The sequence below is a fragment of the Mucilaginibacter sp. PAMC 26640 genome (assembly GCA_001596135.1).
In the GTDB taxonomy this organism is placed as follows: Bacteria; Bacteroidota; Bacteroidia; order Sphingobacteriales; family Sphingobacteriaceae; genus Mucilaginibacter.
Genome location: CP014773.1, coordinates 2,993,164 through 3,008,473, shown reverse-complemented (window position 1 = coordinate 3,008,473; position 15,310 = coordinate 2,993,164). Strand labels below are relative to the sequence as shown.

The window sequence follows — 15,310 nt, the reverse complement described above, 5'->3', positions numbered from 1 at the left end:
ATGTTATAGTTTAACAGTTAAACCAAATGTAATAGTACGTACCGACGGATACTGGGCTACGTCTACCCCTCTTTGTAAGTTACCGTTGGTGTAACCGAGTTCTGGCGTATACCCTTTATATTTAGTAATTATAAATATATTCTGGCCCGATGCATATAACCTCACACTGTTTAAAGCTGCTTTTTTGGATAACCTAACCGGAAGGGTATAACCCAAAGTGGCATTTTTAAGGCTAACGTAATTGCCGCTTTCAACAAATAGGTCTGATGTACGGTAATTATCATTCGCCCTGTCTAATGACAGCCTTGGGATAGTATTGCTCGTTCCAGCGCCTGTCCACCTGTTTAAAGTTTCGGCATACAGATTAAATGGATACGTTGGATCTATACCCTGCATCCTGTCGGCATTGTAAAGACTCACACCAAATACGCCGGTAAAGTTAGCCGAGAGGTCAAAACCTTTGTATGAAACGCTACCTTGTAAACCCGCCGTTACATTAGGGTTTGGGTTGCCTAAGTTGGTGCGGTCGTTACCATCAATCAAACCATCACCATTCAGATCCAGAAAACGAACATCGCCGGGACGGATGCTACCTTTTCTTGAATCGTTTGCAAGTGCAGGGTCGCCGTCAATCTCCGCCTGAGTTTGGTACAAGCCATTTGTTTTCCAGCCGTAAAAAGATGCAATCGGCTGCCCCTGGTAAGTTCTGGATATCTCCTGGCTGGAACGTCCGTAAACAGCTGAACCAATAAAGGTTCCCTCACCATTTAGTTGTGTTACTTTATTTTTGATAAATGAAGCATTTGCGCCTACCGAATAACGTACTTTATCGCCCCCCTGGTAATTCAATTCCACCTCGATGCCATGGTTATTCATTTTGCCGATGTTTTGATTTGGAATAACTACTGATCCGGCGCTGCCAACCACCGGTGGCGATATCAGCATGTCTTTGGTATTCTTGTTAAAATAAGTAATGGTGGTATTTAATTTATTGTTTAGGAAACCGGCCTCTAAGCTAATATTGGTCATGGCAGTGCGTTCCCAGGAAATATCGGGGTTAGCAATACTGGTAACAGCAGCACCGCTTACGCCTGTACCGCCAAAAGCATAGCCGCCATTTTGATAAGTGCTACCAATTTTAATTAGGCTGTTATACTGAAACGGCAGAACATTTTGATTACCCAGTTCGCCGTAGCCGCCGGTTAATTTTAGATTACTTATCCAGCTGATATCTTTTATAAACTGCTCATTAGACAGTCTCCATCCCAATGAAAACGCCGGGAAATAGCCCCATCTTTTGCCTGGTGCAAACTTGGACGAGCCATCTGCACGGAAAGTAACAGTAGCCAGGAAACGGCCGTCATAATCATAAAATGCCCGCGCAAATCCGGATTGAAGTGCGGAAATAACTGGTAAAACACTTGAGTTAAACTGGCTGTTCCCCTGGTTAAGCACCCGTTGTAGCGGATCGGTATCATCATACCCTAATCTGGAAGCATTAAAGCCATACTCCTTAAAATTCTGGTAAGAATATCCACCGGTAAAAGTTAAGTGACTTTTGCCGAATACCTTGTCATAAGTCAAGAATGATTCTAGTAACTGTGAAGACAACTCACCTTCCGTTTGGGTTAATGATGATATAAAGGTTTGCCTTGCCTGATTATCATCGGCCAGGCCAAAATTATAGCCTCTGTTTATAGTACCGTCAAACGCATAATTAACGCGTAACTTCAACTCTTTTATAAAGGTTATTTCTGCAAAGGCATTAGCAAGGGCACGATATTTTTTAGAGTATCTGTCTGCATTCTGGATAGTAGCGTAAGGGCTGTTGATATCACCAAGCTGATTTGCAAATTGTTTTGAAGTACCATAGGTTCCGTCGTCATTTACCAATGGGATAGCCGGATTAAAGCGCAATGCTGAAAATAGTAGCCCGGTTTGCGAATTGTTGTTATCGAAACCGTTATTCTCCGCATAGGACAACTGGATGTTTTCGCCAAGTTTTAGCCATGGCTTTATTTTATGCTCGGAATTAATGCGCGTACTAAAGCGTTTGAAGTCACTTTTATCGATAATACCATCTTCTTTATAAAGAGATGTAGAAAAATAATAGGTAGAAACATCATTGCCACCCTGGATATTGATATCACCGTTAGTAACATGGCCGGTACCCATTATCGCACGCTGCCAATCAGTACGCTGCGTTGCGTAGTAGGAATTATCCCATGGGGCCTCAATGGCAACCCCATCGTTTGCATAACGCTCCCGTTTAAGTGCGTACAAATCCGGTGCTTTCAGCACATCGATATATTTGGTGGTGTTGGCAACACCGCTGTAAAAATTCACAGTCGTAGAAAGCTTTTGGTTGTAGGTGCCTTTTTTTGTGGTAACCAACACTACACCGTTTGCAGCTCGGGTACCGTAAATGGCTGCCGCAGAAGCATCCTTCAAAATATCTACGGACGCTATGTCATTAGGGTTTACATCACTTAACGCATCCGGGTTACTGGTTGGTATCCCATCTATCACAATAAGCGGATTAGCATCGTTCAACGTACCTGTACCGCGGATGCGAATGCTTGGCGCTGCGCCAGGAGAACCATCGTTACGTACGATGTTTACACCGCTAGCCCGCCCTTCCAGTGCCTGGGCAACGGTACTGACAGGCAAGTTTTGTACATCGCTGCCTTTAACGCTAGCTACCGAGCCAGTAATGTCGATTTTCTTGCTAGTTCCATAACCCACAACTACCACCTCGCTTAATGACGATGGCAGGGCTTCCATTAGAATGCTCAGGTTTTGATTGCCTGCAATCGGTACGATTTTTTTGGAGTACCCGATATAAGTTAGTTCCAAAACGCCGTCTGCCGGAGCATTGATACTAAAGTTACCATTTACATCTGATGTAACACCGATGTTGGTTCCTTGTAGTTTAATGCTCACCCCTATCAAAGGTTCGCCTGTTTTGTCAACTACTTTTCCTTTGATGATTACCTGTTTATCAGCATCCTCTTTACGGGTTATGATTATAACATGGTCGCTATCTATTTTATAAGACAGGTTATTGTTAAACAACACATCTAAAACCTGGTAAATGGTGGCCTCTTTCACATCAACATTCACCTTACCCAGGTTTTTTAACGATGCGTAATTGTAAAAGAAACGATAATCGCTTTCCTTTTGCAGTTTGGTAAGGATGTTACTTACATCAGCCTGCTTAACGGCAAGGGTGAATTTTTGCTGTGAATACACTTTAGCAGATACCTGCAGGGATGTCACGAGAACTAGAAAAAAAACTGCTTTCATCAGCAAAATTACTTTTAGGTACGTAGGCATGCCGGGAAGCGGTATAACCCTTCTTGTTTTTTTCATTACATTTGTTTTGAAAATTAATGGAAAGAGTAACAGCTGTTTGCGTGCATTACTCTTGTTAATAAATCCTATCTTTTTTACAGGGAGGAGTTGCCGCTCTTCCCTTGTTTTCAGTGGATTTTCAGGAATCTGATAAGTAATTTTTAAATCTCATACGCATTAAATGTTAGGGGTTTTTGTTTGTTATTTTTTTGAAAGATTAACTACATTACCCTCAATTTTGTAATTAAAGGGCGTTGTCAATTCAATCAGTTGCAATGCATTTGGTAAAGATTCTTTATCCAGTAAGCCGCTGATCTGCTCATTTTTTAACGCAACGTCATTAAATATAAGCTGTACATCGTATTTACGTTCTATTTGTTTAGCAACATCTTCAAATGGTTCATTAGTAAATACAATCCGCTTTTCCAGCCAGGCAGTTTCCTTTATATCCTCCGGTTTAACCAGCGGTAGTGATGTTACCTGGTACTCTACATAAGCAAATTTTGATGCTTGTTTATTTGCACCCGGATTGCTGCGGTCATTAGCTACGATCAATTTTTCGTTGGGCATTAAAATGATCTTTTTCTCAGGATTATTATTAAGATCAACCTGCACTTTCCCCCTCAAAAGGGTGGTTTCGGTGGTCTTATCGTTATTGTAAGCCTTAACATTAAACACCGTACCCAAAACAGTTACCGTAAGCTTTGCCGTGTGTACTAAAAAAGGCTTACCGGGGTTTTTTATAACCCTGAAAAATCCTTCGCCCGTAAGGGTTACTTCCCTGGTTTTACCAGCAAAAATATCCGGATAAACCAAGGTGCTCCCTGCATTTAGCGTTATTCCGGTCCCATCCGGCATTTTTAGGTTTCGCGTTTGCCCATATGGAACTACCACTTTATGCATAGCCATGCCTGGTGAAGCTATTAATTTAGACTGGCGAATATAAAACATAGTACATACACCGCCAAGCAGTACGGTAGCTGCAACCGCTGCCCATTGCCATTTAATTAAGCTTTTAATTTTTAGAGGCGTAAATCGCCTGGCAACTACCTTTCCATCATTATTGATATGGTCCCAAAGCTTTTCAATTTTTTCCGCAGGCGTTTGGATTAGATCCGCAGCAGCATCAGCCCCCTGTAGGGAATTTGTAGTATCGTAAAGTTGCTTATAATTTGGATGTTGGGAGCAAAACGCCTGCAATTCCGCCAGCTCTTCAGCTGTGGCAGTTTTTTCCATGCTCCTGGCCATTAAATCTATAAACCGTGATTTGCCCATAAAAATCCAATTCTGCTATAAGGACACACAATTACCAGATTTTCCTAAGAGATTCAGAATTAATTTTGATGAGCTGAAGAAAATATGAAATAAGGCTACAGTTTAAGCGCCGATTCTATTTTTAAAAGTGCTATAGAAAGCTGGGCGAATACGGTTTTATTTGATAAACCCAAAACTGCTGCAACCTCGTTACAAGATAGTTCGTCCTCCTTAACCATTTTAAATATAAGCTTGCAACGTGGAGGCAGCTTATCAATTTCTTTCACCAGCCGTTTCTGTAACTCCTTGCTGATCAGCAGTTGGGATGGGTCTGCTGCTACGGTGAAATAAAATCGCTCTGTTAGTTGCGGCTCATTAATTTGTTTGAAAGATATATTTCTTAGATAATTAAGAGAGGCATTTTTTATCAGTACAAAAAGGTAAACCTGCAAATTTTTGATGGTATCCAACTTCCCGCGGTTCAGCCAGAGTTTTAAAAAAGCATCATTAACAATTTCCTGTGCTATTTCTCTTTCGCCAATAAATGAAAAAGCAAAGTTGTAAAGCTTTGACTCCAGTAAAAGGTACAACTCATTAAAGGCTGCTTTGTCACCATTATTTTGAATAGCCTCAATATATTTTGCAATACGATCATGGGGCATGCGAAATAGTATTATTTATAATGAATGGCGATAATTTAGTTCAAATCCAAACTACAAGCGACGAAAAAATCAGTGCCGCTAATATTGATATAGCCAGCCGTGTACAATATTAAAACTTTATTTCGATGAGGCAAAAATCCTGCAAAGCAACTAAACCTATTATTTGCTCACTTTAAACTGCTGTTGATACAACATCGGCGTTTTTCCCGTAACTTCTTTAAACACCTTATGAAAACAGGAGAAATTTCTATAGCAGCACTCATAGCACACCTGTTTTACTGATAGTTTATTTTCGAGCAAAAGTTTGCAGGAGTAACCTATACGGATATCAGTTAAGAATTCAAAATAACTCTTACCTGTGTAATGCTTAAAGTACCGGCAAAAGGAATTTGGGATCATGCCTGCAATTGCTGCAACCTCAGCCAGTTGAATTTTCCTGTTGAAATTAGTAAGCGTAAAGTTATAAATGGCATTTATTCGTTTACTTTCCGATTCCGGAAAATCATATTTATAACCGATGGACGAAAGCTCAGTAACCTGGCTGGACGATGCCATAAAACACAGACACTCGATGAGAGATATTATTTTATGCAAGCCCTCCTTTTGATAAACGTTCTCAATTAATCCTGCAGTTTCCTCCGCATCGGTCCCCGTAATAACTAACCCGCGCCGAGCTTTTTCCAGGAAGCTTTTGACCTGCCGCGATTCCGGCAAATGCAGGAAACGTTCACCAATAAAATTCTCAAAAAATGAATGACAGTAGAATAAGGTGCATCGTCGCCCCTGTCTGGCAAATCATAATTCTCAAACTTCCAAAAATGCGGCAAGTTACTGCCCACCAATACGATATCTCCTTGCCCAAACTGTTTAATGTTATCGCCAATAAACTGTGTACCCTGCCCCCGGTGGAAACAGATCAGCTCCACTTCCGAATGGTAATGCCACCGATTGTTGATGTTAGGTCTCATTTCCTTTCGCACGCCAAAGGAATGATCCGGTTCATAAGGCACTTTAACTAGCTGCGGCTTCATTTAAACAAATATTCCTAAAAATAGCATTTAGATTAGTTAAATGATAATATTCCTTAATAAATGGATAATTATCAGGCGCTATATGCGACGAAACCAGCTTTCTTTGACCTACCAATTATAAAATTCATTCTTGAAGTATATGAAACAACAAGCGCAAAGCACCTTGTTCCCGGTAATTTTAATTACGTCGTTATTTTTTTTGTGGGGATTTGCCCATAATCTCGATCCAATCCTGATCCCCCATCTTAAACGCTCATTTACTCTTTCTACCGTACAGGCTACATTGGTAGATTCTGCAGTATTCATCGCCTACTTTATTATGGCGTTGCCTGCCGGGTATATCATGAAAAAGTTCGGTTACAAAATTGGGATCATTACCGGCCTGCTATTTTTTGCCGCCGGCTGCTTTCTGTTTATCCCGGCAGCTAACACCCAACAATATGCACCGTTTTTAGGTGCGCTATTTGTTATCGCCTGCGGTTTAACCACATTAGAAACTGCGGCCAACCCCTACATGACTGTTTTGGGCGATCCAAATAGCGCTACTTTCCGTTTGAATTTCGCGCAGTCGTTCAATGGACTTGCTGCTACACTTGCACCAATTATTGGTGCCCGGCTAATATTGCATAAGGGGAATACCGACGAGCAATTAAATGCAATGACGGCAGGTGCCCGTAAAATGGCCCTGGCCGCTGAAGCATCAACCGTAAAACTCCCTTACTTGGCTTTAGGCATCATCCTGGTATTAATTGCAGTTGCTTTTTCATTTACAAAACTGCCAAAAATTCAAAATAATGAAGGCCATACGGCCAGTAAAAACATCCTCCATGCCTTTAAACACCGGCACTTGTCGTGGGGGGTAGCTGCGCAGTTTTTTTATGTAGGCGCACAGGTGTCGGTTTTCAGCCTTTTTATTTTGTATGCCACGCATGCGGCAGGGATATCTGAAATAAAAGCGGCTGATTACCTGGGCATTTGTGGCGGCGCATTCCTGGCCGGGCGATTTGCAGGCACAGCCCTGATGCGCTTTTTCAAATCAGAAAACTTACTGGCCATCTACGCCATTATCAATATAACGCTTTGCTTGGTAGCGGTTTTTGCGCATGGCATCATTACGGTTTATACGGTTATTGGCATCTGCTTTTTCATGTCCATTATGTTCCCCACAATTTTCGCCCTGGGAATCAAAGATCTTAAAGGCGACACAGAATTCGGCAGTAGCCTCATCATTATGTCCATTGTTGGCGGGGCTATCATCCCACGCTTGTTTGGCTATGTTAGCGATGCCACCGGCAATATTCAAATGGGTTATTATGTGCCGCTGGTATGCTTCGCTGTGGTTGCCTTATTTGGACTCAGAGGCCACAGAGTAAGTAAAATTCAACCACGAGATTTAATCGTTTCTCCTATCTTATAATTGTTCTTTGTAAAAACCTTTTAAACACCAAACCATCAAACTATGAGTGCAAAAATATTATTACGATACAGTATCATAGCGGCGTTGACCGCAAGTGTTCATACAGTGCATGCACAAGATCTGCAAATAAATAAGGGCCCATTTAAACCAACTGTTAAGTCGTTAAAAGAATATAAATACCCAGAGTGGTTCAGAGATGCAAAATTCGGCATTTGGGCACACTGGGGGCCACAAGCGGTACCGCGCCAGGGCGACTGGTATGCACGCAATATGTACGAGGAGAACAGCCGGCAAAACAAATATCACGTAGCACATTATGGTACCCCGTCAAAATTTGGATTTAAAGACCTGATCCCCCTATGGAAAGCTGAAAAATGGGATCCCGAAAAACTTATGGCGCTTTACAAGCGTGCCGGCGCAAAATATTTCGTGAGCATGGGTAGCCATCATGATAATTTCTTTTTATGGAATTCAAAGATCCATAAATGGAATGCGGTTAATATGGGACCTCATAAAGATGTGGTGGGCCTTTGGCAAAAGGCTGCTAAAAATAACGGCTTAAAGTTTGGCGTTTCAGAACATTTGGCAGCCAGTTACACTTGGTATCAGTCTGCCCACCGTGCAGATACTACCGGCCAATACAAAGGGATCCCTTATGATGGATCCGACCCACAATATGCAGATCTTTACCATACCAAAGCGGCGCCCGGCGACAATGCCTGGTTAACTACTAACCCCGAGTGGATGAAAATATGGTACGCAGATGTTAAAGAATTGGTAGACACTTATCACCCCGACCTGCTATATTCTGACAGTAAACTACCTTTTGATGTGGTGGGGCGAAGTATGCTGGCAAATTATTATAATGGCGATATTACCTATAATGGCGGCAAACTAACAGCTGTTTACAGTTGCAAAGAAGCCTCAGACGGTAAATGGGCCCAAGATGTAGAGCGCGGCGTACTCGATTCTATCAGCCCTTACCCCTGGCAAACCGACACTTCCATTGGCGATTGGTACTATCAGACCGGGCAAAAATATCGTACAGGTACTCAGGTGATACAAATGTTGTTGGATATTGTGAGTAAAAACGGCAACCTGCTGATCAATGTGGTGCAAACGCCGGAGGGAGATCTGGAACCCGATGTATTGACTATAGTAGAGCAGATTGCCGCCTGGATCCCGGCAAACGGCGAAGGCATTTATGGTACCCGCCCCTGGAAAATCTACGGCGAAGGCCCGTCTACGATCAAATCAAACCAATCAAAAGGCCAGTTTGGCGGCCTTAGTGATACGCATGCTTATGAACCAACAGATATTCGGTTTACCACTAAGGGTAACAATCTTTATGCATTCTGTATGGACGCGCCCATAAAAGCGGTAAGAATAACATCGCTTGGAAAAAATGCTAAAGTGAACAACAAGGTCATCAAATCTGTTCAACTCTTGGGCAGCAGCCAAAAACTCCAGTGGAAACAGGAAGATGATGCACTTATAATTTCAAAGCCGGCAGCAATGCCCGCATGGACGGTGGTAGGATTTAAAATAGAACTAAATTAATGGGTATAACTGGCATTAACCTACCGGAAGTTATTTTTGGCACCAGCTGCCTCGGCAATTTATATGTGGCTTTGCCGGACAGTGTAAAGTTGGCTATAGTTAAAGAAAGTGTTGATTGCTCTGCAAAACCGGTAGTTTTTGATACCGCAGGAAAATACGGAGCAGGGCTTTCATTGGAATGTTTGGGGAAATGCCTGGAACAAGCTCGCCTTGCACCCGAGGATGTCCTTATCAGTAATAAATTGGGCTGGCTGCGAACAGAATTGAAAACGCCCGAACCGACTTTTGAACCAGGTGTTTGGAAAAACCTTGAATATGATGCCGTACAATCCATCAGTTACGATGGCATACTTCAATGCTACCAACAAGGCAACCAGCTTCTCAATGGTTATAAAGCTTCGCTGGTATCCGTACACGATCCTGATGAATACCTTATAGCAGCTGTTAATGATGACGACCATAACAATCGTTACCAGGATATATTGGATGCCTATCGCGCGTTGACTGAACTAAAGCAAAAAGGCGAAGTGAAAGCAATTGGCGTAGGCGCTAAAGACTGGAAGGTTATTAAGCGCATAACAGCAGATGTAGCATTGGATTGGGTGATGATAGCCAACAGTATGACGATTCACAGCCATCCTGCAGAATTAGTAAGCTTTATGGCAGAACTGGAAACGAGAGGAATAACTGTTATCAATTCTGCAGTTTTTAACGCAGGATTTTTAACCGGGGGTAGGTTTTACAATTACCGCCCGGTTGATGTGCAAACAGATGAAGGTAGGGCGCTAATTACCTGGCGGAACAGGTTCACCACCATCTGTAATGACTTTAAAGTTAAACCCGCCGCTGCCTGTGTACAATTTGGCATGAGTGCGCCGGCCGTTACCAGTGTCGCGTTAAATACATCAGAACCGGTTCGGGTTAAACAAAATGTGGATTTGGCGGATGCTTTTATTCCGATGGACTTTTGGCACAAACTAAGTGAGGAAGGTTTAATCAACGCCAATTATCTGCCATTCATCGTCAACCGAAACAGGCTAAAATTATCAAATAAAAAATAGTATTTCCGATCTTGAAAATCGGTTATAAAGTGAATCGATTTACAGTATCTAACAAAACATTAAATGAAGACATTAACTTGCACCAAACCGGGGCAATTAGTATACGGAACTGCAGAGATGCCGGTTATGCTACCAGGGAACGCACTAATAAAAATTAAACGGATAGGCATTTGCGGTACCGACCTGCATGCTTACGAGGGTACACAGCCATTTTTTAGTTATCCCCGAATTTTAGGACACGAACTTTCGGGAGAATTGATAAATGCCGGTGGAGCGGTGGGCTTTGAAAAAGGAGAAGCGGTTACCTTTATACCCTACTACAACTGTGGGCATTGCATAGCTTGCCGTTCGGGAAAGCCAAATTGCTGTGTAAGTATACAGGTATGTGGCGTACATACCGATGGCGGCATGGCCGAATATGTACAGGTGCCCGCGCGCTTACTGGTAAAGGGAGAAGGCTTGAGTTATGATGCATTGGCCCTGGTAGAACCTTTGGCCATTGGCGCACATGGTGTCTGCAGAGCCGAAATTAAAAAAGATGAGTTTGTGCTGGTTGTTGGGGCCGGCCCGATAGGATTGGGCATTATGGAATTTGCCAAACTAGTTGGTGGGCGGGTAATTGCAGCCGATATGAACGGGCAGCGCCTCCAGTTTTGCCAGGAAAAACTTAAGGTTGAATTTACGATTAACGTACAAACCGAAGACATGACCACCCGGCTTCAGGAGATAACTGACGGCGACATGCCCACTGTGGTAATTGATGCAACGGGCAGCCAAAAGGCCATAAATAACGGATTTTATTATCTGGCTCACGGTGGGCGTTATGTTTTGGTGGGTCTACAAAAAGGCGAACTTATTGTTAGTCACCCTGAATTTCATAAAAGGGAAGCAACACTTATGAGCAGTCGTAACGCAACCCGGGAGGATTTTGAACAGGTGATTAAGGAGATAACAAGCGGGAACATAAAGCCTGAAACCTATATAACCAACAGGGTTAAATTTGATGAGGTTAGCGACAAATTTGAAAGCTGGTTAAATCCTGCCAATGGTGTGATAAAAGCGATGGTGAGTTTTGAAGGTGATTAACTTGCAGCAATATATGGTATTTTTGGAGCGTGACATTTAAGTATTGCTTGGTAAGGCTTGTTTTAATTGCAAACAGCTTAGAAAAACAATTGATGCCATCAAGTTAATGAACACCTGCAACTAGCCGCAACCGGGTAAACAATGGTTCATCGGGAAATAAATCTGAAGGGGATTAGGTTCCGTGAATAAAATTTCATTAATAGTGTAAACAATTACTGAAATAATTTACCTTTAAATTGCCGTTAGTAAACGGACTTTTAACCAATTTAAAATTAGTTATCCGGACGCCAAACCCGGTAGCCGGTATTACAAACCTTAAAAATTAAGCTGTTATGGAAAGCGTAAATCAAAACGAACATTCACCGTTGTCAAGTATTGAAGAGTGGGAAGATGATGTGTTAGACCGCTATCCGGAACCCGGACCGGAAAAGAAGAAAGAAGAATTCAGAAATTACGATGACCCTAAACATGCCGCCGTGCGCGAGTTTTACAGGCTCAACCATAAATATCAAACTTATGATAACGTCCTGGCCAAAAAAGCCAACTTCCTGCAGTTTGACAAAAAGGAGATGCCCTGGTGGTCGGCGATGGAATATTTAAATACCCTGGTTGATGATTCTGATCCTGATACATCGCTGGATCAATTGCAGCATCTTTTACAAACCGCAGAAGCTATCCGTGCAGACGGGCACCCGGATTGGTTTGTACTCACGGGCTTTATTCATGATTTGGGTAAAGTACTATGCCTTTTTGGCGAACCACAGTGGAATGTGGTTGGCGATTCGTTCCCTGTTGGCTGTAAATTTTCAGATAAGATCGTTTATCCGGAGTTTTTTGCAGACAACCCCGACAGTTATGATGAGCGTTACAATACCAAATACGGTGTTTACACGCATCAATGCGGATTAGATAATATTCACATGTCTTGGGGCCACGATGAGTATTTGTATCATATTACAAAAAACCATCTGCCCGAACCTGCTTTGTATATGATTCGCTATCACTCTTTTTATTCGCAACACCGCGAGCGGGCTTACGATCATCTGCTTAATGCTCATGATCATGAAATGTTTAAATGGGTAGACAAATTTAATCCGTATGATCTTTATTCCAAAAGCCCAAAGCCTCCGGTGGTAGCGGAGTTGAAGCCGTATTACGAGGATTTAATAGCGAAATATTTGCCGCCTACGGTTAAATTATAGAAGGTTTTTATTGCTCATTGAACGCGCAGTTCTTTTTTTCTCTTTGCAGTTTGTAGGCACCAAGGCCCCGCGGTTAAATACTATAGATATGAGCTCAAAAAAAAACAGTTTTATAATCGCAATGCTTGTACTTACTACCTTCGGAACACTACCGTTGGTTGCACGGGCACAGCGAATATTCGATGTCACGCGGTATGGCGCTAAAGCAGACGGACGGACGGATAACGCTCTTGCTTTACAAAAAGCAATAAAGGCCTGTACTTTAGCTGGGGGTGGCCGGGTATTTGTGCCCGCCGGAGGTACTTATATGGCTGGGCCTTTTAATTTAGCGTCGCACGTTGAATTGTATGTGGAGGCCGGGGCCAGGATTTTGGCCAATGCGGATGAATCTGTTTATAAAGAGAGTGCATTTCGCGAAAATAAAGGAGAGGGTACCATCTGGATAGGTGGTAAGGACCTGGAGGAAATCAGTATTTGCGGCGGCGGTATTATAGATGGAAACGGCATCGCCTTTATGGGTAAAGAACTGGATGACTCCTACGAATTAAAGCCTTTTAATGCGGTAGACCCGCGCCCGCATTTACTAACGCTTGTAAATTGCAGTAAATTACGCATCCGCGATCTCACTATCCGCAACGCTGCATATTGGACCATCCATTTGGCGGGCTGCAACGATGTAGTAATTAGCGGCATTACCCTTTTAAACAGCGTTAAGGTTCGCAACAGCGACGGTATCGATCTGGACCATAGCAAGAACGTACGCATCAGTGATTGCTTTATCGAATCTGGAGATGACTGTATTTGTTTAAAGAACAGGCGCGAATATCAAGAATATGGTGCCTGCGAAAACATAGTGGTTAGCAATTGCACCATGACCTCGAGCTCATGCGCTATCAAGATCGGATCGGAAAATGTAGACCGGATCAGCCATGTATTGATCAACAATTGTATTATAAAGAATAGTAACCGTGGGCTGGGCATTCAAAACCGCGACGAAGGCACCGTAAGCGATGTTGTGTTTTCGAACATCATTGTTGATGCACATCTTTTTTCGGACGTATGGTGGGGTAAGGCAGAACCGATTTATGTAACAGCTTACCGCAGAGCAAATACCGCTAACAAAGATGCAGGCTGGCGTTTACCTCCCGGAAAAAAGGAAGGTAAAGTAGGAGAAGTAAAAAACATTTACTTCAGCAACATTAAATGTCAAAGCGAGAACGGCATTTATGTTGGCGGCGAATCTGCTGATAAGATCAGCGGCGTGTATTTTGACAATGTAGATCTGCGAATCAATAAAACCACAAAGATAGCCGGCGGAATATACGACCGCCGCCCCGCCAATGTAGAAGGGCTTATCAAAGGTAATACTTCTGGTTTTTACCTTGATAACGCTACTGATATAGTGATCAGGAACAGCTCGGTAAAATGGGGCAACAGCCGACCGGCTTTTTTTGCGCATGTTTTAGAAAGCCATAAGGTGATCAACTTAAAAGCGGGAAGCCTTTATGGCAACCCTGCATTTCCAAATCTTTTAAAGATAGTACAATGACAAGCCTGCTTATAGTATAAGCAGGCCGCCCTCCTAACAGTGCTACCGTCAACAAACTTATCACCAAACCAGCAATTATCTTTTAGTTACGCCTGCCGAACATTTGCTCTAATTCTTAAGCATTATTCAACACAACAGCCCTCCGAGGTAACAGGATACAAAAGGCAAGACACAGGCTACCAATTAAGGCCCTATTAAACCAAAATTAGCTTTCCAGCTACACGTTCGCCTGATTTTGAGTTAAACAAGGGCATACTGTATTGCAAATTTATGCTCTCGGTATAAAAAAAACTTTAAGCATAGCTAATCCAAATCGCCCCGTCATTTCACCTCCAAGCTTTTCACCAAAGTGGTATGCGCACTAAAATAACCCAGGGATACAGGCGAAATATTTGTTGGTGGATCTGCCGGGGTAACACTGCCGCCGGGATTGGTTGCCCCCTGCTGCTGCAGGCTGTACCAATAGGTATAAATTGGTCTATCTATACATTGCATCTCTACCGTTACGCTATCGCCTGCAAAAACACCTACATCGCTGTCGTCGTTATCACGCACGCGCAGATCCAGGCTTACGTACCGCCCGTCGTTAAAGTCATCGTTGTAAGCGTAAACGGTTTTTACCTGCACGCCGTTGATCCAGATCAGGAACCGGTATTGGTTAGCCATATCCGGTGGGTCCTGGTAATGCACGGTAAGGACTTTACGCTGCTTGCTGGAACTTATGGCCGAATTTTTGGCAGTCAATGAATCTAACTGAATTAGTTGCGGCATTTCCGAACTGGCACTGTATATTTTTGAATCAGTGGAGACAGACATTGTATAAGTGTTCCCTACTGCACCCGTAAGCAAGCTATTGGTATAAATACCTGCCGAAGTTTCGTTAAACAGGTAAATACGGCCTTCCTGATCTTTTACGGTAACTGTGGCGCCGCTCACAGCCGGATAATTATTGGTAGCGGTTACGGCAACGTTACGGCTGAGCATTATGGTTTGCGCACCGGGTTTATTGGTAATATTACCCTCTATTACCAGCTTTCCGGTGTCGTTACCTAATTTAAGGTCAATCACTTTGGTGCACGAAGCCATTACTGGCAGTATCAGCAACAAAAGACTATATTTTTTAAATACTTGCAT

The 15,310-nt window shown here is 42.8% G+C and carries 10 protein-coding genes and 1 pseudogene; 6 read left to right on the top strand and 5 right to left on the bottom strand.

The features are described from left to right. Window positions 1-3 precede the first annotated feature (3 nt). The 4 genes and pseudogenes from A0256_13055 to A0256_13040 all read right to left on the bottom strand — a co-directional run bounded on the left by A0256_13055 (window position 4) and on the right by A0256_13040 (window position 6,301). Window positions 4-3,372 carry a hypothetical protein gene (locus A0256_13055; protein ID AMR32280.1) on the bottom strand — a complete coding sequence of 1,123 codons (3,369 nt, stop codon included), beginning with the start codon at window positions 3,370-3,372 and terminating at the stop codon, window positions 4-6. Between the two features lie 183 nt (window positions 3,373-3,555). Further along, on the bottom strand, window positions 3,556-4,629 hold the full coding sequence (locus A0256_13050) for a hypothetical protein (protein AMR32279.1): 1,074 nt from the start codon (window positions 4,627-4,629) through the stop codon (window positions 3,556-3,558). Between the two features lie 95 nt (window positions 4,630-4,724). Then, window positions 4,725-5,270, bottom strand: a complete 546-nt coding sequence (locus A0256_13045; GenBank protein AMR32278.1) for a hypothetical protein — start codon at window positions 5,268-5,270, stop codon at window positions 4,725-4,727. A gap of 159 nt (window positions 5,271-5,429) precedes the next feature. Next, window positions 5,430-6,301: pseudogene (locus A0256_13040) on the bottom strand (transcriptional regulator). 139 nt (window positions 6,302-6,440) lie between these two features. Here A0256_13040 and A0256_13035 point away from each other — a divergent pair. The 6 genes from A0256_13035 to A0256_13010 all read left to right on the top strand — a co-directional run bounded on the left by A0256_13035 (window position 6,441) and on the right by A0256_13010 (window position 14,176). Beyond that, on the top strand, window positions 6,441-7,718 hold the full coding sequence (locus A0256_13035; protein AMR32277.1) for a fucose permease: 1,278 nt from the start codon (window positions 6,441-6,443) through the stop codon (window positions 7,716-7,718). A 42-nt stretch (window positions 7,719-7,760) separates the two neighbouring features. Then, a complete protein-coding gene (locus A0256_13030) occupies window positions 7,761-9,278 on the top strand; it encodes an alpha-L-fucosidase (protein AMR32276.1) in 1,518 nt (505 codons plus the stop codon). Beyond that, window positions 9,278-10,339: an L-fucose dehydrogenase gene (locus A0256_13025; protein AMR32275.1), complete on the top strand. Its 1,062-nt coding sequence runs from the start codon at window positions 9,278-9,280 to the stop codon at window positions 10,337-10,339. Before A0256_13030 ends, A0256_13025 begins: the two co-directional genes overlap by 1 nt. Window positions 10,340-10,402: 63 nt before the next feature. After that, the gene (locus tag A0256_13020) at window positions 10,403-11,425 is read left to right on the top strand and encodes an alcohol dehydrogenase (GenBank protein AMR32274.1); all 1,023 of its coding nucleotides are present in this window, start codon (window positions 10,403-10,405) and stop codon (window positions 11,423-11,425) included. A 332-nt stretch (window positions 11,426-11,757) separates the two neighbouring features. Continuing rightward, window positions 11,758-12,627, top strand: a complete 870-nt coding sequence (locus A0256_13015; protein AMR32273.1) for an inositol oxygenase — start codon at window positions 11,758-11,760, stop codon at window positions 12,625-12,627. Between the two features lie 121 nt (window positions 12,628-12,748). Further along, a complete protein-coding gene (locus A0256_13010) occupies window positions 12,749-14,176 on the top strand; it encodes a glycoside hydrolase (protein ID AMR34544.1) in 1,428 nt (475 codons plus the stop codon). 321 nt (window positions 14,177-14,497) lie between these two features. Here A0256_13010 and A0256_13005 read toward each other — a convergent pair whose 3' ends face one another. Continuing rightward, on the bottom strand, window positions 14,498-15,310 hold the full coding sequence (locus tag A0256_13005) for a hypothetical protein (GenBank protein AMR32272.1): 813 nt from the start codon (window positions 15,308-15,310) through the stop codon (window positions 14,498-14,500).

Excerpts from the sequence above, each read along its gene's own strand:
- A0256_13015 (AMR32273.1), top strand. The coding sequence starts at position 11,758 with ATGGAAAGCGTAAATCAAAACGAACATTCACCGTTGTCAAGTATTGAA.
- A0256_13055 (AMR32280.1), bottom strand. The coding sequence starts at position 3,372 with ATGAAAAAAACAAGAAGGGTTATACCGCTTCCCGGCATGCCTACGTAC.
- A0256_13020 (AMR32274.1), top strand. The coding sequence starts at position 10,403 with ATGAAGACATTAACTTGCACCAAACCGGGGCAATTAGTATACGGAACT.
- A0256_13050 (AMR32279.1), bottom strand. The coding sequence starts at position 4,629 with ATGGGCAAATCACGGTTTATAGATTTAATGGCCAGGAGCATGGAAAAA.
- A0256_13010 (AMR34544.1), top strand. The coding sequence starts at position 12,749 with ATGCTTGTACTTACTACCTTCGGAACACTACCGTTGGTTGCACGGGCA.
- A0256_13005 (AMR32272.1), bottom strand. The coding sequence starts at position 15,310 with ATGCAAGTATTTAAAAAATATAGTCTTTTGTTGCTGATACTGCCAGTA.
- A0256_13045 (AMR32278.1), bottom strand. The coding sequence starts at position 5,270 with ATGCCCCATGATCGTATTGCAAAATATATTGAGGCTATTCAAAATAAT.
- A0256_13025 (AMR32275.1), top strand. The coding sequence starts at position 9,278 with ATGGGTATAACTGGCATTAACCTACCGGAAGTTATTTTTGGCACCAGC.
- A0256_13035 (AMR32277.1), top strand. The coding sequence starts at position 6,441 with ATGAAACAACAAGCGCAAAGCACCTTGTTCCCGGTAATTTTAATTACG.
- A0256_13030 (AMR32276.1), top strand. The coding sequence starts at position 7,761 with ATGAGTGCAAAAATATTATTACGATACAGTATCATAGCGGCGTTGACC.